This window comes from Okeanomitos corallinicola TIOX110, from assembly GCF_038050375.1.
GTDB lineage: Bacteria > Cyanobacteriota > Cyanobacteriia > Cyanobacteriales > Nostocaceae > Okeanomitos > Okeanomitos corallinicola.
Window position 1 is genome coordinate 3,426,134 of record NZ_CP150886.1, and the last position, 25,939, is coordinate 3,452,072.

Genomic DNA, 25,939 nt, shown 5'->3' on the forward strand with positions numbered 1-25,939 from the left:
TTAGTTATGCCAAAAATTTTAGTAATAGAAGATGAAGAGTCTGTACGGGAAAATCTTTTAGATTTATTAACAGCCGAAGAATTTGAAACTGTAGCTGCTGACAATGGAAAAGTTGGTTTAAGTCTGGCGATCGCCGAAATACCCGACTTAATTTTATGCGATATGATGATGCCCGAACTTGATGGTTATGGAGTATTAAAAGCATTACGCCAACAACCATTAACTGCCACAATTCCTTTTATTTTCTTGACTGCAAAATCTGCAAAATCTGATGTCCGTCAAGGTATGGATATGGGAGCAGATGATTATTTAACTAAACCTTTTACTCGCTCTGAATTATTAAGTGCTATCGTCAATAAGTTAGAAAAATATGCAACCTTTAAAAAGCATTTATCCAATCAAAGTGAAAGTCATAAATTATCACCAAGAATGCAGATATTAAATAAACAATTGCATCAAGATATAATCACTCATGATTTTCAAGGTTTTAAGATTCACTATCAACCAATTATTAATATAAATACTGGTCAAATCATTGGTGCTGAAAGTCTATTACGTTGGTATAATGACGAATTAGGTCAAGTTTCTCCTAGTGAATTTATTCCTCTAGCTGAATCAATCGGTTTAATTCTCAACATTGACAACTGGGTATTCAAAAATGTCTGTCAACAAATCAGAAGCTGGCATGATATGGGAATTAAGCCTTTAACAATTTCTGTTAATTTTTCAGCAGCAGAATTTAATCAAGAAGACTTAATTTCTAAAGTTGTTAATTTACTAGAAATTAATAACTTAGATCCCCATTATTTAGAAATTGAAATCACTGAAAGTATGATTATGAAAGATGTAACGTTTGCGATCAACATGATGAATAAATTACGTTCACTGGGATTTAAAATTGCTATTGATGATTTTGGAACAGGACAGTCTTCTCTTAACTATTTACGACTTCTCCCTGCTAACACCATTAAAATTGACCGTGCTTTTGTGCAAGATGTTGATCAGGATTGTACTAAAGCAATTATTACTAAGACCATGATTAAAATGGCTCAAGAATTAAAACTTCATATAATTGCTGAAGGCGTAGAAACACAGGCAGAACTATCATTCCTTCGGGACAATAAATGTGATGCTATTCAAGGCCATATATTTAGCATGGGATTGTCAAATTTAGAACTTGAAGATTTTTTATTGTCCCAGCAAAATTTTTCAGTGTAGATGATAATAGAAACCTCTAAACAATAGTAAATACAATGTAAAAAATAGTTATGACTCAGCAAAAACAAGATTTTAATAACGATATCAGTCTATCTTCCTCCCATTCAGGAGAACGTTACTGGGGTAATGTGGAAGTGATAGAAGAAGGTGAAAATTATAGAATTAGCCGTTTAGAAATTAAGCCCAGACATGGAATCAAAGCACAAATACATTATCATCGTCATGAACATTGGGTTGTAGTTTCTGGGGTAGCAAAGGTTACTTGTAATGATGAGGAAATATTTTTAAATCGTAATCAATCAACCTATGTACCAGCAGCTAGTTTACACAAGGTAGAAAATCCTGGTTCTATTCCTTTGATAATTCTGGAAATTCAAAATGGTGAGTATTTAGGAGAAGATGATATAGAGCGTCCTTGTGAATAATAAAAGGATGTAGAAGCACTCTTTGAGAAGTAACAAAGTGTGGCATTAGTAGTTTTTGATTATCAATTATTTAGATTAGGAGTGGGGATAATTGACTAAGGAAAATATTCAAACTATTCAAACTATTCAAACTATTCAATTACCTATTTCTTGGCAAGCTGTACTAGCTGAGGAATTAGAAAAACCTTATTTTAGTAAACTTCAAGAATTCTTAATTGAAGAAAGACAATCTTATTGTATTTATCCCCCTGAAAAAGATGTTTTTTCTGCTTTTGAATTAACAGCTTATGAACAGGTAAATGTTTTGTTATTAGGACAAGATCCTTACCACGGAGAAAACCAGGCACATGGATTATGCTTTTCTGTGAAACCAGGGATCAAATCACCACCATCATTAATGAATATTTTTAAGGAATTAAGAACGGATACAGGTTTTGATATTCCCAGTCATGGTTATTTAGTCAACTGGGCTAAACAAGGTGTTTTAATGTTAAATGCAGTGTTAACTGTCAGAGCAGGTACAGCAAATTCTCATAAAAATCAAGGTTGGGAAATTTTCACAGATGCGGTAATTAATCAGGTCAATCAAAAACCTGATCCAGTAATATTTGTATTATGGGGTGGTTATGCACAAAAGAAACTAAAGTTGATTGATACAACTAGACATTTAGTAATCCAATCGTCTCATCCTTCACCCCTTTCTGCGCGTCATGGTTTTTTTGGTAGTAAGCCTTTTTCGGCGATTAATTCTGCTTTAAAGGGTTGGGGTAAACCGGAAATTGATTGGGAATTGGGTGACTGGTGACTGGTAACTTGGTTATTAACCTCCCCCTCTCCCCCTCTCCCACTCTCCCTTTAAAACCATCCTTCTTGTTCTAGGGTTTCAATGAGTTGTAAACCACGGGGATCACCAACTCCTAAAAGTGAAGCTTTGGCATCTTCTCTAACTCCCAGGTCTTTATCTTCTGCAAAGGCTTGGATCAGTGCATCAATGGCTGTAGCATAAACTACATTGGAAGGTAGTTCTTTACACAATTGACCAATTGCCCAAGCGGAGTTACTACGGACTGCGGGTATAGGGTCTTGAACGAGTGCTTCAATCAGAGAGGGTATTGCACCGACCACTACTTCATAACCCACTGTTGCCATTTGTGCTAGGGCGCTGGCAGACCAGAGACGGACAGCAGAAATGTCAGTTCTGAGGGCATCGGTGAGAGGTTTTAGGGAACGACGGTCGCGGCAGTTGCCTAAAGCCCAAACTACGCCTTTTCGGACATAACCATTTAAATCGCGGTTTAGTTGATTGATTAATGGTTCAACTGCATCAGGACTGGGGTTGCGTCCTAGAGCATAAGCAGCACTAACTCTTACTAAAGGACAGGTATCAGTTAATAAACGAATTAGATGGGGTATTGCTCGTTCATCTTGAATATCACAAAATGCACGGGCGGCTAACATTCGTTGCTGAGATTGAGGATCTGTTAAAAGCACCAGCATTGCTTCTGGATCAGGTTTGGCTATTTCTGATTCAGGCTGAATAGCTTCTATTTTATCTAGAGGGCTTTCCAGATCCGCTTCGTTATCAAGTAGTTTTATATCGTCTTCGTCGTACATAATATTTTTTTGAATAAATAGAAATTATATAACAGGAGGCAGCCCTTCGAATTCGCTCAGGACAAAGAGGTAGGGGAGGATTAATAACCCAATCACCAATCACCAGTCACCAATCACCTATTTCTAATAAAGTGATTTTATCATCCAGAGGGATTGTGTTTGATAACCAAGCTGTTGATAAAGATTTAATGCGGGTGTGTTGGCAGTAAAGACTTGGAGACCGATTTGGCGATAGCTTTGCTCGCCGCAGGCATCGCCCCTTTGTTTTGCCCAATTTTCTATATGCTGCATTAATGCTTTACCAATACCCCGACGACGATGGGAAGGTAATACATACAGTAGAAATATATGAGCATGACGACTACCTGTAACTTGATCTATGGCGTTACCTGCCCAAAGACAGGCGACGGGGACTAGGGACTGGTGACTGGTGACTGGTGACTGGGTTTTTTCTTGACTATTAGCTGTTTCTTCTGTTTCATATACCCACCATAAAGGGGTATCAGTGGAGAGGTATTGCTCGACTGTATGGGCCAGGTGGGAAAAATCTTGATCAGGAAACAGTTCTTGGTAAGTGTGTTGGATGAACTTTACCAAGAGTGCTTTGTCAAGGGTAGAGCCTCGACAAATAGAATAGCTGTCCAGTGGAAAGTCAAAATTGGGCATTGGGCATTGGGTTATTAATCTTTCTTCATCTCCCCCTCACCTCCTGTTCCCTGTGTTTACAAACTACGAATTAAAACACCCACGGGTGCGGGTGCTGCCATATCTGAGGGTAAAAATATTCTGGCACTGACGGCTACTAGAGCGATTAAAAATACTAAAACTACTAGTAGGGGAGCAATGTATTGACGAAAAATAGACATATTTATTTAGTCAGTTATAAGTTGTTAGTTGTAGGGGTTTAGCACTGCTAAACCCTTACTGTCAATTGTGATTTCTAACAGTTAACGCTCGTCCCGGTCTAAATCATCTAGGACTCTTTCACAATACCAATTTTCTGGCATTCCGGGATAATTTTGTTTAGCTTGTTCGATTAACCTTTCTGCTGCGGCTACGTCACCGGATAATCTGGCAATGAGTCGGTTTTTCAAGTAGTTACCTGTGATTTCCTCATCTACTTCGTTCGGAAGAATGGGGTTATTAGGCTGTAACTTTTCGCGCCGTAATTGCCAAAATAGAACGTAGTAAAGTGTGCCAAAAATTAGAACTAGACTAATAGTTCCCAGGAGGGTGAGGAGGTTAAAGGCAAGATATCCGAGAACTAATTGTGAAAGTACATAACCTAGTAATAAACCTGTGACGATGAGGACGAATGTACCGACAAGAATAACTACTTGGTTCCCCATATATCCTCTTCTTCTTCAAGTCCTTTTCTGTTTGCTGTGACTGGTTTAGGATTCCAGGGTGCAAACAATGGTAATAATAGTAATCCTGCTACAGCAGCAACAATGCTAATCAGAAAAAATAGAGGCCAACCTGTACTTTTTGCTAATGAATCTGCTGGCGAAACTAGGATATCATGACTTACAGTCATAAAACTAGAAATTGACTTTTGTTCAATCATTATCCTCTAGTCCAGGACGATTCATGGGTTTCCCCTGTAACTGACTGCTATGCCACAATGTCAATCCTTGCACAGAGCGTTCTGGTGGTTCGCTACTAATTAGAGAAATAGCCAAGCCTAATATAATTGCTATTGGGGCGGTGATGGCCGAGCGCCAAATTCCCGGAAAGTTGAACCAGCCATTTTCTGAGCCAACCACAATGAGGATAACTGCTGCAACAGTGCCGTAAAATGCCCCATTAGCATTAATGCGGGGAACAAGAACTCCCATGAGGAAAATTCCCAGCAATGGACCTAAAAACATGGTGGTATATGTTACTAGAAACGGAAGTAAGGATTTTCCGGTTGAGGCTACAAAAAAGGCTGAAATTATCCCAACAATACCCCAAACGACAATCAAACCTTGGGCAACTTTTAAGGATCGAGATTCACTATATTCTGATTTGGCATAACGGTCATAAAAATCAACTGTCATGCAGGTAGCAAGGGAATGAAGCGCCGAGTCAATAGATGACATAGCAGCAGCAAAAATGGCAGCTACTAACAATCCTGAAGCCCCTGGGGGAACTTGATTAACGATAAAATAAGACAGAATTCCATCTGGTTTGACATCATCTGGAAGGCCTGCATTCAGGGAATAAAAACCAAATAATAAAACACCAAGTAGTAGTGTAGCGGCCACACCGACAAAGCCAGAAAACCAACCCAGAAAAATTGCCTTACGGGCTGAGGGGACATCGGCACAGGAGACGTATCGCTGCACAGATTGCTGGTTTGTTCCTGCTATAGCAAAGGCCAGTATTCCATAGGCAATTAATGCTGTTGGTAGTGAGCGAATTGATTCAGGTTCCCAGGATAGGTTCACCACTGCTAGTTTTCCCCCTTCGCTGGCTGCACGCCAAAGTTCTCCAAACCCACCAGGAACTCCTGAAGTTGCAGCCCAAATACCAGCGGCTAAACCTACGAAAATCATAGCAAACTGAAGTACATCAGTCCAAACTACTGCGGTAATCCCACCTGCTACGGTATAGACTATGGAAATTACCCCAACGATTAGTATGGCTATATACACAGGCATACCCGTAATAGTTGAGACAACTAAGGACGCGGCATATAAAAGTCCTCCCAAACGGGCAATCACAAATAGTAAAAAACAGAGTGAACCAAGAGAGCGAGTTTTGGCATCAAATCGTTTTTCTAAATACTCATAGGCAGTGGTTAGATTCAGCCCGACAAACAATGGTAGAAATATGAAGATGACTAATCCATAACCAATTAAGTCACCGAATTGAAGTTGTAGATAGAGAAAACCATGCTCATAGCCTTCTCCTGGACCACCAAGGAGTGAAGCAGCGGAGAATGAGGTGGCAATAATTGAGAAACCAATGGCCCACCAAGGTAGTTGTCGTGAACCGCGAAAATATTCTTCTGTATTGTTTTGCTTGCGACTTGCTGCAATTCCAATGCCTATAACAATGATGGCGTAAATTGCAACAATGAACCAATCAATGATGCTCATAAGTTGTTTAGGTGATTTATTATTTGGCTGTGCTGAATTTAGAATATGAATTCCAAAAATGTTAAATCTTAAATTTTGATTATTTGCGTCTTGGTATGAAGTATATTCATAACTTTTGATCAGCAACTTTTATAATTTGATTTAATTGATGTTTGGATCCGGCTGGACATTTTAGAATCAGGATTTTACTTTATTTGTTGCCAGTTCGATCAAATCTTCAATTTTCTTAATATTTTGATCTCCGGCTAGATAACCTATACCCCGATGTAAATGGAGGCGAAATTGGGTAATGAGGGTTTCTTTATCTGTTTCTAGTCCGTCGTTGTAACAGCGTTGTTTAAGTGCTAATAGCAAGATATCGGCTATTTCGCCGCCAAATACTTTCCAGGTCATTTCGACGTTGCTATCTTGGGGGATGGGTACGGGTGATGGTGTTGCTGGTTCGGCGAGGGAACGACAAAATGCCCAACGACATAGTATGTTCCATTGTTCTATTTTGGTGTTGCGTTTGAGTTTGAGTAGTTGGTCTTTGGCTGTTTGGGATAAGCGTATACGTTCTATTGGAGATTCCATAGTTTTTTATTAATGAACCACGAAGGAAGGGATTAAGAATTAGGTCTAGCTTGATAGAGAAATAGGATCTTCTGGGGGTGGATGGCGATTAATGGTTTTATCCGCTGCACGGATATTGATGATTCTTTCTCTGTTTAAGTTCAGTTTGACGATAGTTGCTTTTCCTATGGGTGTCAAGCCTATGATTTGTAGTCCATCTTTTGACCAGATAAAATGTTTTTGCCATTGATTTTCTCTGGGATTCAATAATGGCACTTGATTACCTGTTTCGGGATCTATCGCTGTTGTATGATTGGATTTTCTACGGTTACAATGAAAACAGGCTAAGGCTAGATTATCTATAGTATCTTGACCGTTTTTGCTTAATGGAATTATATGATCTACGGTGAATAATACATACTGCCATTTTTCTGAGGCGTGGCAATATTCACATAATTCTAATGCCCGTTGACGGACTTGTTGTTGAATTGCATCACTAATTTTTCTACTCGCCACTTTTATATAGTCTGATTATTCTGATTTTGGGCAATATTACGAACTACGCGATTAATGAAACTGAGATAATCATCTATTTCTTCATAACTATCTAATTCTTGTTCTTCTTCCTGGGTGAGTTGTGAATTTTGTTGTTTAGATAATAATAATTCAATGCGATTTTGGACAACACTAGAAGCACGAAAAATTGGTGTTCCTGCGTGTATTTCAATGCTAATTGCACCTTCTAGGGGTAAGGTTGCAGGTAAGTTGTTCAAGGTTGGGAGTAAGGGATTTGTCATATTTAATTCTCTGCAATACCAGATAATATTTTACCAAAAATAACCATCTTTTATAGTTGTTTCTCTTGTGCTAGAATTATATTCTAGGAGATATTCACGGGCGATCGCTTCGGTTTCTTTCAGGGTTTGATATTCTGATTTACTAATTTCTGTATCGGTGGAAAGTAAGATTACTTGATGACTTGCGGCGGGAAAGTATCTTTCTACTAGGTTGTTTCTGTGTGATGAATCTAATCTACCTAATGGTGTGTCTATGGCAATTGGTAGACGTTTTCCTGATACTTTGGCTAAACCCCACAGGAAGGCGATCGCTAATAATTGTTTTTCTCCCGCTGATAACCGATGTTTGGGTACTGGTTTACCATTTAGATCATATAATGATAAACCAAATGTTTTGGCATCAATGGCAATTCTATGTACCAAATCAGATTTATGTAATAAATACAAAAAACAATTTTTGACTTCTTCTTCTAATTTATTTAACTTCCTTAAAGTCAATTTTTCTCTAAATAATTTTAATGTATTTTGTACTTTTGTAGCTGCATTAATTAAATGCTCATTACTTTGATATTTCAGATTTTCACTAGTATAATTATTTAACTCTTTTTTTGTTTGTATAATTGTAGTTGCTAATTCTGTTAAACTACGATTGAGCAACTCAACTTTAGTATTTGCTTTGGTAAATTCTGCTTGCGCTTTTTCTCTAGCTTTTTGTAATTTTAAATATTCTTCCGGTGCTGCTGCGGTTTGAATTTGTCTTTCTACAGTTAGAATTTCTTCTTGATAATTCTCTAATTCTAATAATTTCTTATAGGCATTATTTTGGGCAGCTTGCAACCGATATATCACATTGTCAAGTAAACTTAAACTTTCTTCATCCGCATTTAACCAAGTTGTTTCCGTAGCTGAATTACCTGCATATAAATTATCTATATCTTCAGATAAAAAAGTTTGAATATTATTGATTTTCTCTAATTCTAAATGCAACTGATTTAATAACTTAATTAATCGTTCATCTCTAGAAATTAAGATATCCTTAGCTAATTGTACCTGTTGAAATTTTAACTCTTTTTCCCCTTGGGTTTGAATTTGGGATAATAAATTAGGAATTAAAGCTAACGGTAAAATATCTTCAGCTAATTCACATAACTCTTGACGGACATTCTCTATATTCTTAACTTGGTTTTCTTTTTGTGTATCTAACTTACTTCGTTCAGCGGCAATTTTACCACCTTCAGCAATATATTTATTTACAGCTTCTTCATTTTTTAATTGTAAATCTTTTAAACTATCTTCGAGGTTTTCTAATTCCTGATTTTTAGCTACTTGATTTTCTAATTGTTGACGCAAACGATTTTCTAATTCTTCTAGTTTAGCCAAATCTTGAGTATCAGCACTTTCCTTCTTTTTACGATTGACTAATATTTCTAAATCAACTGCTAATTTATCAGCTAACTCTAAACCCAAAAGTGCATTAATAGCATCAACAACTACAGATGGTGGTGTTTCTTGTTCTGCAAGTTCCTTAACTTGTTCACCGTCAAACAGAAATAAATTAGAAATACCTAAAGGTAAAATATTCTCTATATATTCATCCCAGATGTTAGCTAAAGATTGTGGCCATGTTTCATCATCACCCAAAATTCCTAATGAGTCTTTACCATCTTTAGGATTTTTTTCCCAAGTTCTAACAATCCGATATTTAATGGGTTTATCATCTTCAATATGTTCAAAAACTAATTCAATTCTAGTTTTATTAATGGGGTCAGCTTTATTATTCACACATTGATTTAAAAAGTCATTATAACTAAGATTGCCCCTAGTGGAACATTGAGCGCGTGGTCCATATAAAGCTAAACGAATTGCATCCATTAAGGTTGTTTTTCCCCCACCATTCATACCTCCTAAAAGAATGATAGGACGAATATTATCATCATCAATTCTCGGATTAAGATTGATGACTTGTCTATCAGCATAAGGACCGAAATTTTGCAGCACGAGTTCGAGGAATATCATGATGATTGATGGGAATTTATGAATCTAAGTCTAGAATAAAAAATGAGTTTCGCGCAAAGCTATAAAGAAGCAAAGACGCAAAGTCAAGTATATTTGATTGTGGGTGGTATTTTTTAAATCAAAATCGGTTAATCTTCTTTTTTCTTAAACTTCCTATTTGCAAAAGTATCTGGTTTAGTTTCTTCCTTTTCTGGTGTTTCACCTATATTTAATTGTTTGAATGCTTTGCGAATTTTATCTACATCACCATCACTTGCAGCTTGTCGTAAATCCCTTTTAAAATGGGCATTTTTAATAGCTTCTTCCTGAGAACGGGAACTTGTATCAAAGCATTTTTCTAAACTATCAAAAATCCCTATACGGCGAGTTTTTTTTCTAAATTGTCTTTCTGTATCTAACAGTTTGGCCATGAGTTCTAATTGCATTCCATCACCATCACAAATTTCTTCTAATACTTCCCATTCGTCGCTACCCAGTAAACTATAATCTGAACCAGGACGGGGGTCTTTAAATTCTTCTCCTGTCACTTCTTGATAAATTTTAGGTACACTATCATCAAATTCGTGTTTTTCTTCTAGCCAAATCCGGCGAATTTCGCTGAGTTCTTCCATAGAAATTAAGGTGATATCACGCATATTTTCAGGTGCGGTTTGCCGCATTTCTGTTTGTGCGGTTAATAGTTTTCTTAACCAATATTCACGCCAATATTTTGTATAAGGTCCTGGTATTGGTTCAACGGATGTTTCACCATCTCTATTACGTTCAAATAGTTGTACTTCTCCACGTAATCGGCGAAAATCTCTTTTTTCTCTATCATTTTCTATGTCTAATTCTCTACGAAAATCAACTATTGGTTGCATCCATTCTTTTTCTTCATCATTTTGAATCATTGCATTTAAAGATGTATCACGTTCAACCAGAGTACAAACCCAACATCCAAAACGTGAACTACCACAACTAGGTGTAGAGGTATCAACAACTAAGGGACATTCATTATCTTCTGTTGATTCTCTATACATATTAAATAAGTCTTTATTACTATGTCCCCAAGGATTTTCCCACTGCATTAAATATAGCCAAACTTCATCAGTTCGCCAATCTTCAATAGGACTATATACTAAGGAATTAGGTAAACTACCATTGGGACTAAGGCGATCGCGCACTCTTTTTTCTTCCATTCTCTTCATAGTAGCAGCGCGATTTCTGCTTTCAGTTTTGCGAATACCTAAAACAAGAATTGTTTCCCCATCTTTTCTAACAACATCACGAATGAAACGGTTAGAGGGATTAATTTTTAAACGTCTAGTACACCATCTGAACTTTTGACGAGGAGCGGGATATCCTTTCCCAATTAAACCAACCCAAAATGTCTCTTGTGTTTCTGGTTCTAAAAGGTGTGGTTGCATGGGAATTTTTTGTTCTTGAGCAACTTTTTTAATATGCTGATGAGAATTACGTACCCAAGCAGAAACATAAGGATTTTCTACACCAGTATCAGTGGTAATAACATGAATAGTTTTAGTTCTTTTTTCTGCTGGAAGTTCAGAAATTGCATTCCAAATCAGTTGTAAAGTTGCTGTACTGTCTTTCCCACCGGAATAACCGACAACCCAAGGTATCTCATCTAAACAATATAACTCTTGAATTTCTGTGGTGAGGACTTGGATATATTCTACTAATTCCGCTACAGTCCGATTTTGCTGAGTTTTACTATCTGTTTGTTGTGCTGTAGTCATAATTCCCTAATTATAATAGTATGTATGTACTTAAGCTTTGTATTTTGATACAAATTTAATGGGAGTCGAGAATCTAATTTTATACTAAGTTTGGTTACATTTTTTATAAAAAAGTTTTTTAAAAACTATACTCTTAGTATCCAATATTATGGAAAAATAAGCTACTCGCTCTTAACTTTTGTTTTTAAAAACTTTAATCATGGACAGTAAATCTCAATCTAAAAGTAATATTTATTTACAGCATCTAGAAGCAGAAGATCAAAATCAACAGATATTATCTACATTACTAAACAAATTTCTTAGCAATAAAGACCAGATTCTCGTACAACAGACTAAAATGGGAGGTATTGAAGCTTATGTAGGTTCTGTTACTTTAGAGTGGTTTGCAAATCGAGTTAATTTCGCTTCTACTTTACCCTTGCTACAAAAACAATATAATCCCGAAACAGAAAACATTGAAATTGATGCAAATAGTATTGATGAAGTTCAACAACGTTCTTTGGACTGGTCACGTCAAGCTGCATTAGTTCAATATTTAGCAGCAAGAAAAAATCATAAGTTTCCCCCAGTATTGGTTGTAATTAATCAACCTTGGGTTGATAATCCACAAGCGGATGAGTGGGATAGTGAAGGACGTGCTAAAACAAGTACAACTAATTTTACACCTCTAGACCAAAATGGTAATCTAGGTTTACTAAATGTTGCTGAAGAAAATATTAATATTTATGCTTTAGATGGACAGCATAGGTTAATGGGGGTGCAGGGTTTATTAGAATTAATTAAAATTGGTAAATTGAGACGTTATAAAAAAGATAAAACACCAAGTGATAGTCTGCTACTTATATCAGATTTAATTGATAATTATCAAGTTGATATTGATTATTTATATAATTTACCCCAGGAAAAAATCGGTATTGAATTTATTTGTGCTGTGAATAGTGGAGAAAATTACACAGAAGCGAAAAGACGGATTAGGTCAATTTTTGTTCATGTAAATTTGATGGCTGCACCCTTAACAAAAGGTCAGTTAACACAATTAAATGAAGATGATGGTTTTGCTATTGTAGCGCGAAAAATTGCTGTTAAACATCCACTTTTAGAAAATAAAGATAACCGGAAACCGCGCATAAATTGGAATAGTGCGACAGTAGCAACTAATTCGACGGTGTTAACGACTTTGCAAGCATTACAGGATATGGCTGAACGTTATTTAGGTCAAAAATTCCCCAATTGGAAACCTTTAGATAAGGGTTTAATTCCCATGCGTCCAGAGGATGAAGAATTACAGGAAGGAATTGCAGATTTTACCGAGTTATTTGATTATTTAACAACTCTTCCTAGTTATAAAATTTTAGAACACGAAGATACACCAGTTTTGCGAAGATTTAGTTCTGAAAAAGGTGGTGGTGAAGGAAATATGTTATTTCGTCCAGTTTCCCAAGTTGCTTTAGCACAAGCTTTGGGAATTTTGGTTTTTAAAAAAGGTTTGAGTCTAGAAACTATTTTTAAAAAGTTACGAAAATTTGACCGTCAAGGTGGTTTTAGTGGGATGGAATATCCCCATTCTTTATGGTATGGGGTGTTATATGACCCTAATAAAAAGCGCGTTCAGGTTGCGGGAAAAGATTTAGCAGTGAAGTTATTAGTTTACATTTTGGGGGGAATGTCTGAACAGATGGAAGTTGCTGCTTTACGTAAGGCTTTAGCTGATGCTAGAACTATGGAAGATAATACTATTGGTTTTGATGGGAAGTTGGTTGAACCACAAGATGTAGGTTTACCAAAAATATTGTAAGTTAACAGAGTTTGTTGTTTGTATTACACTGTGGTTATTACTGATGTTTACTCACGTCAGTAAATTTTACAATGATTATGAACATAGCTGGGTGTATCAGAATTTGTTATGACTCAACCCGAAAATTATAATATCAACCCTGACCTTCAAGCTCAATTTAGTTCATTTATTGAACCGTTTTTTTCTAAGTATCACCGTGAAAGCTGTTATCCAGGTCTAATTTTTAGACAGGGTAAACGTACCATGCTACAAATTAATGTTCCTGCAAGGGATTTTTCGGGACTTTTACAAGCAAAACCATCAGAAAATAATGATCCTGATTCTGGTAAAAATCGTCCAGTAGTAAAAGGTCATGCTGAGGAAATTAAACAGTATATTCTTGAACGTGCAAATAAAGATAAACCTTGGATTGTAGGAACTTTAACTGCAAATGTTGCACCGCAAGATATTAAAGTTTTGGAATTTGCTAGAGGTATTTGTTTAGTTGTTATTCCCCGTGGTGTTAAATTAGATATTACAGATGGACAACATCGTAAACGTGCAATTCATGAATTAATTGAAAGTTCTGATTATCATTTAATTGATGATGATGATTTTGCTATTACTTTAGTTTTAGAAGGAGACTTTCAGCAATGTCAAGCTGATTTTAGAGATATGGCACAAACTAGACAGCTTGATAAATCTTTGTTATTATCATTTGGTGAATTCTCAGGAAAAGTTGGTATTAGTAAAGAATTAATTAATAGAGTCTTTATTTTTAAGGATAAAACGGAAAAAATTAAAGCAAGTCCTGCAACTAAACAGAAGTTAATTTACACAATGAATTACATCGCTAGATTTGTAAGTTGTGTATTTACTAATGATCCAAATCACCAACTAAAAGAATTTGATGTTGAAACTACCTCAGATGCTTTAGTTAATTGTCTAAATCAATTTTTTGCACAGTGTAGTAATACAGAGTATATAGCTGGAAGTAGTTTAAATGAACTCACTGAAAATGATATTGCAGCATTTAAAGAAGATTGTTTACTAGGTGTGAGTGTTGGATTAGAAGTTTTAGGGAGGTTACTAAATTTAACTTATGATCGAAAAAATAATTCTTTTGATCTAGAAAGAGTTTCTCAGTTAGCTAGTTTAAATTGGTCTAGAGAAGATCCACTTTGGAAAGATACAATAGTTCGAGTTGATCCAAATCCAAAAAACCTAGATAAACCATACAAATTATCTACAGGTATTAATGCTGCAAAGGATGCAGTAAAAATAGTAAAACTAAAATTGGTTTGGGAAGATAATCAAATACCAATTGGTTTTTAAAAACCAAATCTAAGACAGGAATTTAGTTAAATTAAATTCCTCGTCTTCCTTATCATTGCTAAATATTTCATGCTGCAAAAATAATAGAATTTGATTTGTATAATCAATTGAACCTCTGAGTTCATTCTGTAAAATTTCTAAACCACCATTAGCGAATTCTTCAAAAATTTCATGGCGTTGTTTTTCATATTCTTCCTCATCAGGTGATAATATTTTAATATCTTGAGTTTCTGTAATTCCTATTAATTTAATTAAAACATCATATCCTGATACTGCAAATACCTCTAACCTAATTGGTGCTGGTTCACGTTTAGAAACCTCCTCAAAAGGAACACGCTTCTTATACTTAACACCCAAAGCAGCAGCAAAAACAATCACATCAGCAAAAGTCTGAAAAGGACCATTCCCTCCATCAGTAGAAATTAAAGCCTTAACTAAATCAGCCTTATCCTTAGCAACCCTGATTCTACCAGATTCAGCCATAACTAGAAAATAAATTTGATAGAACAATATTGTATCATATCAAAAATGAATATCCTCTCTAAAACCGCTTGAGGAGTCATATAAAACTTATCAGCAACAGCAACCATATTTTCTTATCTCCTTTGCGTTCTTTTCTTTGCGTCTTTGCGTCTTTGCGTGAAATAAATCATCTAAAAATTGACAACAACCAACGATTAACCTCTCCATCATCTTGACTTTGACTACGTTCAAGTGCTGCTTTCACAGTTACTATTTCCAAACCTGGTAAAACCTGAGATAATTCAATTCTGCGACTTCCCCCATCAATAATTTCAAAAGCAATAATATCATCATTATTTGCATCAATTACCCAATATTCCTTTACCCCCAATCTTTCATAAAGCAACCGCTTAAAACCCAAATCATCATTAACAGAAGAAGCAGCAATTTCTACAACTAAAGTAGGTGCTGCTAACTCATTAATATTCACAGGTGAATTATTCAAAGGTAGAAATTTCACCGCATTACCAATATAAAAAGCTAAATCAGGTTGACATTCACTTTCACCAATTTTTCTAAAACTGGTATTAGTTGCTTCTTGAATTTTAATATTTTTCAAAGTAGCAAATAAACTCACCACCTTAGAAATAACAGCATTGTAACGGCCATGACGAAAACCAACTGGTAACATTTCCACCCTCATATAATTTTGATAAAAATAAAATCTTCCTTCCTGAAAATCAGCACATTCAGCAAATTCCAGAAACTCATCCCAACTAGACTTTATCCAGGTATCCGTCATCAAATCCAAATCACAAATAACCATAACTTCTTCCCTCCATATAAAATCAAAAACCGAACGCGGATAATTTTTATTCCTCTCTCTGCGACTCTGCGTCTCTGCGTGAAATAAACTAACCCCTCTCTACTTCCACAATTTCAGTATATTCAAAACCATTAGGACTTTGACGAATTAAAGGATATCTTTCCCTACCCACCTCAATAAATTCCTGTTCACAATTAGGTTTAGAAGAATAATAAATCAATACATATTCCTTCCCAATTCTATCAATAATTTCCTCCTCAACTTCCACCCTCCATTGAGTTTTAGTCACCAAAACAACTAACTGATTTGCTAACTTTGGAATAGTTTGTGCAATGTGACGACGAGAATTAGCATCCAAACTTCCAAAAGGTGAATCCATCACAATTGGAAACGTACTACTATCAGGAACCATCATGATTTTTTTCTTCTCACTCCATTCTCTGACTTTATCAATAATACTAGCAATAAAAGATAAACTCAAAATCTGATTTTCTCCTGTGGAAGCTGCAACAGTTGCTTCTATTCCTGTGGTATTTTCTACTAAAATTAATTCATATTTTTCTGTAATTTTAGGAATATAAGGAGTTACAGAAATCTCTGTAAATATTTCCTGAACTCGTTTTTCTAACTGTAATCTAAATTGTTTTTCTTGTCTATTTTTGACCTCAATTAATCTTTCTATTGCATCTTGAGTAGCGATAATCCGACGTTGTGCTAATGCTTGTCTTTCTTCGTTCTGTTTTTGTTTAGAAATTTGTTTAACTAAAACATCAATTTCTGATTGTAGGTGAGAAATTTCCTGCTGGTTTGCACCCTGTTCTCTATTTAATTCATCAATTTTTATTTCAATTTCATCTAACCGCTTTTGTAACCCCCTAATGTCTTCATTGGGATCTTTTCGTAACATCTCTTGAATTTTATCTAATTCAGTTTCTATTTCTGAAATAGATTCTCTTAACTGACTAATTCTTACTTGTTCTCTATTGACATTTTCCCAAAATAAATTAGCTTGTTGATCAAGATTATCAATTTGCGCTCCCATCCGTATAGCTGTTTCTTCTACTGAAGAAGATCCAGTTTTTTTGAGAAGAGATTTAATATGAAAATATCCATGTCCACCTTCTTTTAAATCAGCACCACAAATACAACGTCCAGATTCAATTAAATCATTAACAAATTCCTTGGAAATTCCTGATTTTAATTCTCCCTTTTGTTTTAAATTATTGATAATTTCTCGAAATTTTTGATTGGTGTCACTCAATAAAACTGTGTATGCTTGTTTAGAAATTATTTTTTTTAGCGCATCCTTCGTTTTTTTTAAGTCTTCCTGATTGGTGCGTTTTTGAGTTTCTAATGTTTCTCGTCTTTCCTGTAACTCTGTGACTGCACTTAATTCTATTAAACGATTACTGATATCTTTTTTAAATGTCTGTTGATTTTCTAATTCTTGTTTAATTTCTGTTTGTCGTTCGTTAATTTTTTCAATTGCTGTTTCTAATTTGGTTTGTGCAGTTAATAACTTCTTTGTTTCTGCATCCCCAATAGCTGCAAGTTCATTATCTAAACTTTTTTTAGCTTCTTTTAAATGTCTAATTGCTAAGTCAATAACTTTGACCCCCAAAAATGTTTCCGTTGCTTCTGCTATTTCTGCTTTTTTATCACAACGGACTATTTCTTCTATTCTTTCTCCATCAAAGAAGAAATATTGATGTAAACTTGCTGGTAAAATATTATTGATAATTTCCTCTGCTGGTTCGATGGAAAATCCCCATTTACCATCATCTCCTGCAAATTGCACAGTTAATAAAGTTTTAGTTGCTTCTATAGAGGTAGAATTTTTATAAACTCTACAATTACGTTTTGCACGGTAACGTGTTCCCTCATGTTCCCAACCAACTTCTACCCAACATTCTACTGCTTGATTTTCTTCAGCTTCGGAAATTGCACGTTTATTAACTAGCTGTTCTGTCGCAGCAAAAGCAGCGGTAAATTTTTCATATAAAACCCAGGTAAAAGCATTTAATAAGCTGGTTTTTCCTGCACCATTATTACCATGAATAATTGTAGTATTTCGATAGTCTCCACTTGCAATGGTAATTTCTGGTGTTTGTCCATAAAAAGAACGAAAGTTACAAAGTTTTATAGAAGTTAATTTCATTATTGCACCACTTCTTTGATTATTCCTAAAATATCATCGTTAATTGCACTTTTACTTTTGCGTGCAAGTCTCGATTTTTCTAATCTACATACTCTTTCAATTATCTGTTTTACTTCTGGTGGTGCAGTGGTAATTGGTGCTTGGACATCTTCAATATCTAGTTCTGTAGACATGAGGTTTTTAAAAAATAGGCTTTTATTCTATTTTAACCATCTCTGTTGCTATTCTTTTTAACTTAAAGTTCTGTAAAATATGCGGTGAAAATCAAAAATTTTCAATTATGATTTTGCGGCTAGAAAGGGTTGCTTTTTTTGGGCGTTGGTGCTAATCTAAAGATAATACCATCTAATAATGGGATATTGAGTCTAAAAAATATTTACAACCACTCCATTATATTTAAATAATACCGCGCCCGCCGCACCCAGTCAATTCGTTTACTATCAGTCTTTGCCATGCCAAAGCCATAAATTTAATGAATCTATCTATGGTTATTCAATATTTGAAGTAGGTTGTGCGCGTTAGTGTTGCAGAGGAATTGGTACGTATCCCTGCTTTTTTTAGTTAGCTATAAACTAACAAATGCGTCGGGTTGCGCTGTCGCTTAACCCAAACTACAAAAAATGGACAAGGTATTTATTGGGTTATACAGCACTTTTCGGTATAATAAGGTACACTGCTGGCGGGCAAGATGCCCACCCCACAAGAGTTTCATTATTATGATTTGTACCTCATGAACCGACAATACGCTCTATATATCTAATAACCCATAACGTTTCTGCAAATTCAATAATTGCATTCTTGCTTCCCCGGCATTATCAGCCAAATCAGCAAATTCTACAAACCTTTTCAACTCTTTTTTTAACAAATTCCTCTCTACTTCAATCGCTTCTCTATCTAAATCAGGAGGTAATACAATCATATCAAAAATAGTTGCTCTCTCCTTCCCAGGATGGGGACGTAAAACCCTACCACGACGCTGGATAAATTGGCGAGGATTGCCGGAACTTGATAAAATTACCGCAGTTTTAATAGCGGGAATATCTACACCTTCATCTAAACAACGAATAGCTACTAAACCTTGTAATTCTCCGTTTTCAAATTGTTGTCTTAAAATTTCCCTTTCTTGTAAAGACGTATGTGCGGTGTAGGTGCTGACTTTATAACCTAATTCTACTCCTAAAATTCTCGCTACTTCTTTGAGTTGACGCAGAGATGAACGATGCCCACTTTCTTGAGAACCATCGCTACAATAAAATAACGTATGGCTGGTATCTCTGCGAGTTTGCATCAATTCTTTTAAAGCCGTTAGTTTATTCTCTGCTGTACCAATTAACCGAGCGCGTTTAATTAATAAGGATTTAATATCTTCATTATCTTCTAAATCGCCTACATCTCCATCTGATCGTTCTCGATACTGTAAAGAACGTCCTATCCTCTTAGTTAATTTTAAATAATTAATACTTTCTATCTCAGTTAATTCCACTAAAACTGGATAATATAAATAATGAACTAAAGCCCCTTGATTAATAGCATCCTGGAGACTAAACTCTGGTTGGAGTACATCACCAAAGTAGTCAAATAAAGACTGTGTACCTCCATCATCAAAATATCTCTCTGGTGTTGCAGACAAAGCTAGACGTAAACCTACATTTCTGGGTAAACTTTCCTCTAACCGTGGTGCGCCTAAATTATGCGCTTCATCACCGATGATTAAAGTTTTAGGTGGTAAATATTTAAGTTGGGATTGTAAACCCTCACTAATTAAAGTCGAGTTAGTGGTAATTACCGTGACAAAATTTTGAGAACGGGAACGCAGATTATATAATTGCGTTGACAGTTGACTTTGCCAAGTACGTAAATTCTCGAAAGCCAGAATTGGTTGTAAGTTAAATTTCTCACATTCTCTACCCCATTGGCTGACGAGGTGCTGGTAAGGACACACCACTAACAAGACCTGTAAACCTATCTGTTTGTGAAGTTCGTAAGCGATCGCCAGTCCAGTAATAGTCTTACCACTACCAGTAGCCATTTTTAAAGTCCCCCGACCATGATTAGCAAACCAGCTAGTAATAGCTTGACGCTGATATCCCCGCAATTGCAGAGATAAAGGCATTTTGGGACATCCTGGTAATGACTGCTGAACTTGATAAACACCCTTTTTTTCACCCACAAAAGGTATCTTGAGAGAGAAAGCAGGTGGTTTAGTTTGTTTAGCTTGTTTTGTGATTGGCGATCGCGTTAAATACATTATGTTGGTGATTGGTGACTGGTGATTGGTAAGAGTTTTTCTTAATTACCCATTACCATAATTTAGTTATAATTGCGCCACACACCCACTAAAGAACCTTGTACTTGTACTTGCATCGCGGGTACTTGGATAGGTTGATATTTAGGGTTAGCAGGTTTGAGAGTCACAGTATCTTCCTGAAGATAAAAACGTTTTAAAGTTGTACCGTGTCCTTCCACCCTAGCGGCCACAATCGTACCATTTTTTAACTGATTAGGTTCAGCTACAGGACGTAAAAACACCACATCCCCATCAGCAATCAAATCCTCAATCATACTATCACCAGCCACCCGCAAAGCATAAGTTTGGGGAGGTAGAGATAAATTAGCTAAATCTAAATGTTCCACCCCATCGGTAAAAGGTTCAATTAAACCACCCGCCGCAATAGTGCCTAAAATGGGTACACCATACTTAGTTTGTCGTAAAATCCTAATTGTTCTAGCTTTACCTTCATCCCAGTCAATGTAACCCTTATTTCGTAAATGTTCCAAGCGGCTTTGAATTGGCGCTGGTGACTTCAAATTCATTGCTTGCATCATTTGCCGAATAGATGGAGAATGCTGGTTAATTCTGATGTATTCAACCAACCACTCGTATAATTCTTGTTGAACTTCTGTTAGTTTTTCCATGATTTGTGCGGGAATAAATTACAAATGTCCCTAGAGCATTTGTACTACAAAAATCTTCCCTTAACAAGATTAAGTTAAATATTTTTCAATAACTAATAAATTCTTTTGGCCATATTTTCTAGCCATTGGTAATTATTCTAAGTAAATAAACTTCTAATTGTCAAATTTTTCCTTAAACTGGTGATTGGTGATTGGTGATTGGTGATTGGTGATTAGGTAATTGGTAATTTGTTTATCTTACCTATTCCCTCTTCCCTCTTAACTGTCACCTGTCACCTGTCACCTGTCACCTATTCCTTCACTTTGCCCCTAAAATACTAGCTAATAAAGCTTTTTGGGCGTGTAGGCGATTTTCTGCCTGATCCCAAACTTTAGACTGAGAACCTTCAATGACTTCATCCGTAATTTCTTCCCCACGGTGGGCAGGTAAACAGTGTAAAACTATTGCTTCTGGATCAGCAAAACCTAATAATTGTTGAGAAATTTGATAAGGTTGGAAAATTGGTAGACGGTTATCAGCTTCCGTTTCCTGTCCCATACTTGCCCAAACATCAGTATAAAGAACCTGTGCATCCTTAGCCGCTGCTTCTGCATCTTGGGTGAGAACAACTTCAGTTTTACCAGCTGCTATGGTTCTAGCTTTTTCCACAATTTCCGCATCTGGTGCATATCCAGAAGGAAAAGCCACCCTGACATTCATCCCAGCTAAAGCACAACCCAACATGAGGGAATTAGCCACATTATTACCATCCCCCACATAGGTTAGAGTCAAACCAGCTAAACTGCCAAAACGTTCTTGAATTGTTAACAAGTCAGCCAAAATCTGACAGGGATGTTCTAAATCTGTGAGGGCATTAATGACTGGAATTTTGGCATAATTAGCAAAGGTTTCCAAATCCTGTTGGGCAAAAGTCCGAATTGCGAGAATATCTAAATAACGATCCAATACCCTAGCTGTATCTTGGATAGGTTCACCCCGACTGACTTGTGTGACATTAGGATGAAGATCAATTACCTGTCCACCTAGTTGATACATTGCCACGGTAAAACTAACTCTGGTGCGAGTAGAAGCCTTAGAAAACAACAAACCCAGAACTTTATTACAATGCAACTTTAGCTTTTGTGATTTGAGTTGAGTTGCCATTTCTAGAAGTTCTTGCAGTTCTGTGGAACTTAGATCCGCTAAACCTAATAAATCTCGTCCGATCAATGCTGCCATGCTGATTATTTGTATATTATAAGGATGCTATTCTGTATGTTCACTCAGCTGCGTTAACAGGAATGTAGAATTAAAACTCTATCAAAAATCGTTACCTTAATCTACGGGCTTGCTGTTGAGGCAATTCTGAACAGCTGACAGGTTACAGTGCTAGAAGTCTTTCAGTATCTAAGTTTTAGTGTCTAAGTTTTAGTATTGGTTAATGTCCTAACTGCTTTGTCTAAGGCGATAAAAAAAATTTGCCAAAACACTAGACAAATCTCTAGATTGTGATATGATTGATTATCGTTGAGTGCTTAAAGAGCATGAACAAAAACGCCAGCATAGCACAGTGGTAGTGCATCCGACTTGTAATCGGAAGGTCGCGGGTTCAAATCCGGCTGCTGGCTTTTTAATTTAATATTGTGGAATTGTTCGTGATTAATCATTGGAAACGAGGGACAAAGCTCGAAAGCCTCATGCTTATTTTGTATGAAGATCCGTGTTTTACTTGATGAAAATTTGTCGCCAAAATGAAGTAAGTTTAATCCTATGGTGTATACTTAAAAAGTCCAGTCAATACTGCTGGAATATGAACAATTCAGATCCTGATATACATCTTGATATAGAAGACATAGCTGAGTATATAGCTACGGCATCTCAAAAGATAGTTGATGAGATGAAAAAACAAGGTGAAAATCGTTTGGATTTTGATGAAGCTGTTCAAGTAATGAAAGATGAATCATTAATAGAGCAACAGAAATATCAAGAGGATTTTCATGAGAGAAGAACTCAAATTAAACGAAAATTTAATAGACATAGAAGAAGATGATATTTTCAGTTTAAAACATTTTATTTATTTGGATAAAAATAAATTACATTCTTATTCTTCTCAACTATTTGGAGGTGTAGTACAACTTAAAAGATTAATAGAAAATGAAGGTATTAAATCTACACAAAGCTCAGATGAAGAGTATAAGGAAAAAATTCAAGAAGATGGTAAAGAAGGTGAAGTAAGTTTTGGACCCAAAGTTCATCTAGCTGGTGTGAGTGGGAAAACAATAGATAAAACAACTTCTAAAAATGGATATAAGAAAGGAGTTAAAACTCAAGCTGATGAATATTTATATTCTACTACTGAAGATATTGTTGAACATGACTATGGCTATCTAAAGTTTGAAGAAATATTAATAACCAAAGGAATTTTAAAAGAAATCAATGATATAGATGAATTAGAAAAATATTCATCATTAATAAAAATAACTGGAGTTTGTAGATTTACGGATTGGGATTCTATTATAGAATTATTTCGTAATGATAATGTACTCAATTTTTTGTCGGGAAATTCTAATCAAATTACTAATAAGGGTTTCAAGCCTAATTCTCAACAAAAGAGAAACGAAGAAAATCAATTGAAATTTATATTAGAGGTAATCAAAGTGTTTTCAATTGGTTCTGTTACTGTCAACACTAACATAGGAAATTCAAACATTATAGGAACTATAAATCCAGAACACCTTTGTATAACAAGAGATCAACTTAGATCAGCATATATTATGGCAGGAGATGTAGAAATGACAATAGTTGGATTTATACCAAGAAGAGGAATAGAAAAAATTACTGTTCCTGGTGTTTCTGGTTCAATAGATATGACAGAAGTATGGGAAGCTTGGACAGGAGAAATTGACCTAGTAATAGAACCAATAGCAATATATACGGAAATAAATTAAATAGAAATGTATATTCAGCTTATCTTTTGGTTGTAATTAGTTGTAGCTTGGGTGAAGCAATGATTTTCAAATAATTGTTGATTTTATCAAAGAGTGTTTGTGAACAATTACTTGTTGATTATGTTTCATAATGAAAATACTGTACAAAAATGCTACTATCAACAGAAACTTAATTGTTGATAAACGATTTAGATTCTTTTCTAGAAAGGATGTATGCTAGAATAAATTTCATTTTAGTTTATTCTACAAACTGATTTGATTAAGACCTAGCATTTTAGTTAGAAAATTGATATTACCATTGGAGGTAAATCACAAATGCTAAATAATCAGTCTATTACCGAAATGACCTTACAGGATTTAGAATCCTTAATTGATAAAATTGTAGATGAAAAAATCAATCAAATCAATCTGTCTAAATATAACCAAATAGAACGAACTGAACTGGTAAATAAAATACATAATTTACAGGAAAGCTTAAAGCAAAAATATGGAGTATTTCCTGATTTAACTGAATTATTGCGAGAAGATAGAGAAAGATGATTTTAGACAAAATTGTCATTGATAGTAGTGTAGTCATTAAATGGTTTATTACTCAAGATTATTCATTAGAAGCAAATAAAATTCTTGATGCCTATAAATCACAAAAACTTAACTTAATTGCACCAGACTTAATTTATGCAGAAGTTGGTAATGTTCTCTGGAAAATACAACGATTTCAAGGTTTAAATAATCAAGATGCTGAGATAATCCTTGATTTATTATATCAAATGCAATTTGAAATATTTCCTGCTAATGAATTATTAAAAGATGCCTATCAGTTTGCAGTCAATTATCAAAGAACTGTCTATGATAGCCTTTATGTAGTTTTAAGCATTAGAGAAAACTGTAAATTTATTACTGCTGATGAAAAATTGTACAATTATATTCATGGGAAAATACCAAATATTCAACTGATAAAAGATTGGATTTAAGTTAATTATTAGAAATGAAGAACAAAGCCTAAAAACTTTATTCTTTACTCCTATTAATTTAAGATATAATTTAACGCTTCTTTAACAAGTAATTCTTGATCTATCATACTTCTTAAAATTGAACCATCATAAATACCACCAAAAGCTTCCAAAGCTGCATTATCCAAAGCTCGATCAAACGCTTCTAATAAGATTTCCTCTATCTCCGTTTCATTCAAGTAATATCCTCCAGATTTTCGCCGTTTATTGATGCGGGTAATTGCATCCGTAGCATTGCGAATGGAAACATCCCAAGAATGAGTAGTTCTTTTTTCTGCTTGTTGTTTAATTAAATGCACCAAAAGCACTATACAATAACTATAAATCTTATTAATTTTATCTTCTTTACTCATTTCTTCTAATTCATCAATTAAAGAAAGAGCCGCTTCTAGGTTGCCAGAAACGACTAATTCTCTTAGTTCTATTAATTCTTCCATTGCTCGCTCTCTCTTTGAAGTTTGCTATTTCTAGCATAACATTGCTCTCAACTCAATTACTTAAAATCCAGGTTGCCAGATTTATTTTAATTCGCTCCAATCTTTCTACGGAAACTTCACCTATTTTACCCAGTAATATCTTTTCAGATACAACTGCTAACCGTGAGACTCTAACAACACTTTCTGACTTTAAGCCTGTTTGTTTAAAATCCTGATCATTGGGTGTAATAATTTCATCAAGTCCAGTCAATTCTTGCCCTGTTTTAGTAGAAATCATACAAACTAGCCAATCATCATAACCGTTACTTAATGGCTTAATTAGAAGTGCTGGGCGTAATTTTCCAATTGTTAGGTCTGTTTGGGGAAATTTGAATAATACAATTTGACCTGCTATTGCCATTTTTCTATAAGATCCGCTTCTGTGTATTCTGGGAGATGATCATTTTCTAAACCCCTCATGGCCTGTTCAAGAGAAAATTGATTCCATTCTTCATTTTCTGTATTATTCCTATTTGCTAACAGAGGTTTATAAAGTGTTAGTTTCTCTTCTCTCAATACTTCTCTAATCATTTCCTTAATCAAGGCTTTTAATTCTTGAGTTTCCATAATTTTACTTTCGTATAATATTCTCATTCTAGTAGATGAATGC

General features: G+C 35.2%; 29 protein-coding genes, 1 tRNA gene and 1 pseudogene. 10 read left to right on the plus strand and 21 right to left on the minus strand.

Annotated elements, in window-relative coordinates; genetic code table 11:
• Positions 1-6 precede the first annotated feature (6 nt).
• From WJM97_RS14870 to ung, 3 genes are all read left to right on the plus strand, one after another.
• Positions 7-1,218, plus strand: coding sequence for an EAL domain-containing response regulator (locus tag WJM97_RS14870; RefSeq protein ID WP_353929573.1), 1,212 nt, complete (start codon positions 7-9; stop codon positions 1,216-1,218).
• A 50-nt stretch (positions 1,219-1,268) separates the two neighbouring features.
• Positions 1,269-1,643 (plus strand): phosphomannose isomerase type II C-terminal cupin domain, encoded by a 375-nt coding sequence (locus WJM97_RS14875; protein WP_353929574.1) that lies wholly within the window; start codon positions 1,269-1,271, stop codon positions 1,641-1,643.
• Between the two features lie 124 nt (positions 1,644-1,767).
• Positions 1,768-2,448, plus strand: a complete 681-nt coding sequence (gene ung, locus WJM97_RS14880; RefSeq protein ID WP_353933179.1) for a uracil-DNA glycosylase — start codon at positions 1,768-1,770, stop codon at positions 2,446-2,448.
• A gap of 50 nt (positions 2,449-2,498) precedes the next feature.
• On the opposite strand, the gene WJM97_RS14885 is transcribed toward ung, so the two are convergent.
• From WJM97_RS14885 to dndC, 11 genes and pseudogenes are all read right to left on the minus strand, one after another.
• Positions 2,499-3,257, minus strand: coding sequence for a HEAT repeat domain-containing protein (locus tag WJM97_RS14885; RefSeq protein WP_353929575.1), 759 nt, complete (start codon positions 3,255-3,257; stop codon positions 2,499-2,501).
• Between the two features lie 123 nt (positions 3,258-3,380).
• Positions 3,381-3,923, minus strand: coding sequence for a GNAT family N-acetyltransferase (locus WJM97_RS14890; RefSeq protein ID WP_353929576.1), 543 nt, complete (start codon positions 3,921-3,923; stop codon positions 3,381-3,383).
• Between the two features lie 56 nt (positions 3,924-3,979).
• The gene (locus WJM97_RS14895) at positions 3,980-4,123 is read right to left on the minus strand and encodes a hypothetical protein (RefSeq protein ID WP_353929577.1); all 144 of its coding nucleotides are present in this window, start codon (positions 4,121-4,123) and stop codon (positions 3,980-3,982) included.
• Between the two features lie 81 nt (positions 4,124-4,204).
• Entirely contained in the window at positions 4,205-4,606 is a 402-nt protein-coding gene (locus WJM97_RS14900; protein ID WP_353929578.1) for an ABC transporter permease, read from the minus strand.
• A pseudogene (locus WJM97_RS14905) lies at positions 4,591-4,806 on the minus strand (AmpG family muropeptide MFS transporter); the annotation flags it as partial. The pseudogene WJM97_RS14905 and the gene WJM97_RS14900, both read right to left, overlap by 16 nt.
• A 10-nt stretch (positions 4,807-4,816) precedes the next feature.
• Complete coding sequence (locus WJM97_RS14910; protein ID WP_353929579.1) at positions 4,817-6,343, minus strand: sodium:solute symporter; 1,527 nt, start codon at positions 6,341-6,343, stop codon at positions 4,817-4,819.
• Positions 6,344-6,520: 177 nt separating this feature from the next.
• Positions 6,521-6,916, minus strand: coding sequence for a DNA sulfur modification protein DndE (gene dndE, locus WJM97_RS14915; protein ID WP_353929580.1), 396 nt, complete (start codon positions 6,914-6,916; stop codon positions 6,521-6,523).
• Between the two features lie 45 nt (positions 6,917-6,961).
• Positions 6,962-7,411: an HNH endonuclease gene (locus WJM97_RS14920; protein ID WP_353929581.1), complete on the minus strand. Its 450-nt coding sequence runs from the start codon at positions 7,409-7,411 to the stop codon at positions 6,962-6,964.
• Between the two features lie 2 nt (positions 7,412-7,413).
• Complete coding sequence (locus WJM97_RS14925) at positions 7,414-7,692, minus strand: hypothetical protein (protein ID WP_353929582.1); 279 nt, start codon at positions 7,690-7,692, stop codon at positions 7,414-7,416.
• A gap of 30 nt (positions 7,693-7,722) precedes the next feature.
• Positions 7,723-9,708: a DNA sulfur modification protein DndD gene (gene dndD / locus WJM97_RS14930; protein WP_353929583.1), complete on the minus strand. Its 1,986-nt coding sequence runs from the start codon at positions 9,706-9,708 to the stop codon at positions 7,723-7,725.
• 128 nt (positions 9,709-9,836) lie between these two features.
• Positions 9,837-11,444 carry a DNA phosphorothioation system sulfurtransferase DndC gene (dndC, locus tag WJM97_RS14935; protein WP_353929584.1) on the minus strand — a complete coding sequence of 536 codons (1,608 nt, stop codon included), beginning with the start codon at positions 11,442-11,444 and terminating at the stop codon, positions 9,837-9,839.
• A gap of 199 nt (positions 11,445-11,643) precedes the next feature.
• On the opposite strand from dndC, the gene WJM97_RS14940 reads away from it, so the two are divergent.
• A complete protein-coding gene (locus WJM97_RS14940; RefSeq protein WP_353929585.1) occupies positions 11,644-13,239 on the plus strand; it encodes a DGQHR domain-containing protein in 1,596 nt (531 codons plus the stop codon).
• 108 nt (positions 13,240-13,347) lie between these two features.
• Entirely contained in the window at positions 13,348-14,553 is a 1,206-nt protein-coding gene (locus tag WJM97_RS14945; RefSeq protein WP_353929586.1) for a DNA sulfur modification protein DndB, read from the plus strand.
• Positions 14,554-14,562: 9 nt separating this feature from the next.
• Here WJM97_RS14945 and WJM97_RS14950 read toward each other — a convergent pair whose 3' ends face one another.
• From WJM97_RS14950 to argF, 7 genes are all read right to left on the minus strand, one after another.
• The gene (locus WJM97_RS14950) at positions 14,563-15,036 is read right to left on the minus strand and encodes a DNA phosphorothioation-associated protein 4 (RefSeq protein ID WP_353929587.1); all 474 of its coding nucleotides are present in this window, start codon (positions 15,034-15,036) and stop codon (positions 14,563-14,565) included.
• A 166-nt stretch (positions 15,037-15,202) separates the two neighbouring features.
• On the minus strand, positions 15,203-15,841 hold the full coding sequence (locus tag WJM97_RS14955) for a Uma2 family endonuclease (protein WP_353929588.1): 639 nt from the start codon (positions 15,839-15,841) through the stop codon (positions 15,203-15,205).
• A gap of 88 nt (positions 15,842-15,929) precedes the next feature.
• Positions 15,930-17,999: an AAA family ATPase gene (locus WJM97_RS14960; protein WP_353929589.1), complete on the minus strand. Its 2,070-nt coding sequence runs from the start codon at positions 17,997-17,999 to the stop codon at positions 15,930-15,932.
• On the minus strand, positions 17,999-18,172 hold the full coding sequence (locus WJM97_RS14965; protein ID WP_353929590.1) for a hypothetical protein: 174 nt from the start codon (positions 18,170-18,172) through the stop codon (positions 17,999-18,001). The genes WJM97_RS14960 and WJM97_RS14965 overlap by 1 nt, the downstream gene beginning before the upstream one ends.
• Before the next feature lie 575 nt (positions 18,173-18,747).
• Positions 18,748-20,169: a DNA phosphorothioation system restriction enzyme gene (locus WJM97_RS14970; protein WP_353929591.1), complete on the minus strand. Its 1,422-nt coding sequence runs from the start codon at positions 20,167-20,169 to the stop codon at positions 18,748-18,750.
• 140 nt (positions 20,170-20,309) lie between these two features.
• Positions 20,310-20,915, minus strand: coding sequence for a transcriptional repressor LexA (gene lexA / locus WJM97_RS14975; protein ID WP_353929592.1), 606 nt, complete (start codon positions 20,913-20,915; stop codon positions 20,310-20,312).
• Positions 20,916-21,213: 298 nt separating this feature from the next.
• Positions 21,214-22,134, minus strand: coding sequence for an ornithine carbamoyltransferase (gene argF, locus WJM97_RS14980; RefSeq protein WP_353929593.1), 921 nt, complete (start codon positions 22,132-22,134; stop codon positions 21,214-21,216).
• A gap of 317 nt (positions 22,135-22,451) precedes the next feature.
• On the opposite strand from argF, the gene WJM97_RS14985 reads away from it, so the two are divergent.
• The 5 genes from WJM97_RS14985 to WJM97_RS15005 all read left to right on the plus strand — a co-directional run bounded on the left by WJM97_RS14985 (position 22,452) and on the right by WJM97_RS15005 (position 24,814).
• Positions 22,452-22,523, plus strand: a tRNA-Thr gene (locus tag WJM97_RS14985).
• A gap of 182 nt (positions 22,524-22,705) precedes the next feature.
• Positions 22,706-22,945, plus strand: coding sequence for a hypothetical protein (locus WJM97_RS14990; RefSeq protein ID WP_353929594.1), 240 nt, complete (start codon positions 22,706-22,708; stop codon positions 22,943-22,945).
• Entirely contained in the window at positions 22,893-23,843 is a 951-nt protein-coding gene (locus WJM97_RS14995) for a hypothetical protein (protein ID WP_353929595.1), read from the plus strand. Before WJM97_RS14990 ends, WJM97_RS14995 begins: the two co-directional genes overlap by 53 nt.
• A gap of 315 nt (positions 23,844-24,158) precedes the next feature.
• Complete coding sequence (locus WJM97_RS15000) at positions 24,159-24,383, plus strand: hypothetical protein (protein ID WP_353929596.1); 225 nt, start codon at positions 24,159-24,161, stop codon at positions 24,381-24,383.
• Positions 24,380-24,814, plus strand: a complete 435-nt coding sequence (locus tag WJM97_RS15005; RefSeq protein ID WP_353929597.1) for a type II toxin-antitoxin system VapC family toxin — start codon at positions 24,380-24,382, stop codon at positions 24,812-24,814. Before WJM97_RS15000 ends, WJM97_RS15005 begins: the two co-directional genes overlap by 4 nt.
• A 53-nt stretch (positions 24,815-24,867) precedes the next feature.
• Here WJM97_RS15005 and WJM97_RS15010 read toward each other — a convergent pair whose 3' ends face one another.
• Genes WJM97_RS15010 through WJM97_RS15020 form a run of 3 tightly spaced genes read right to left on the minus strand, consistent with a single transcriptional unit; the run spans position 24,868 to position 25,896 of the window.
• Complete coding sequence (locus tag WJM97_RS15010) at positions 24,868-25,290, minus strand: DUF29 family protein (RefSeq protein ID WP_353929598.1); 423 nt, start codon at positions 25,288-25,290, stop codon at positions 24,868-24,870.
• A 52-nt stretch (positions 25,291-25,342) separates the two neighbouring features.
• Entirely contained in the window at positions 25,343-25,690 is a 348-nt protein-coding gene (locus WJM97_RS15015; protein WP_353929599.1) for a type II toxin-antitoxin system PemK/MazF family toxin, read from the minus strand.
• Positions 25,681-25,896 carry a hypothetical protein gene (locus WJM97_RS15020; protein ID WP_353929600.1) on the minus strand — a complete coding sequence of 72 codons (216 nt, stop codon included), beginning with the start codon at positions 25,894-25,896 and terminating at the stop codon, positions 25,681-25,683. The genes WJM97_RS15015 and WJM97_RS15020 overlap by 10 nt, the downstream gene beginning before the upstream one ends.
• Between the last annotated feature and the right edge of the window lie 43 nt (positions 25,897-25,939).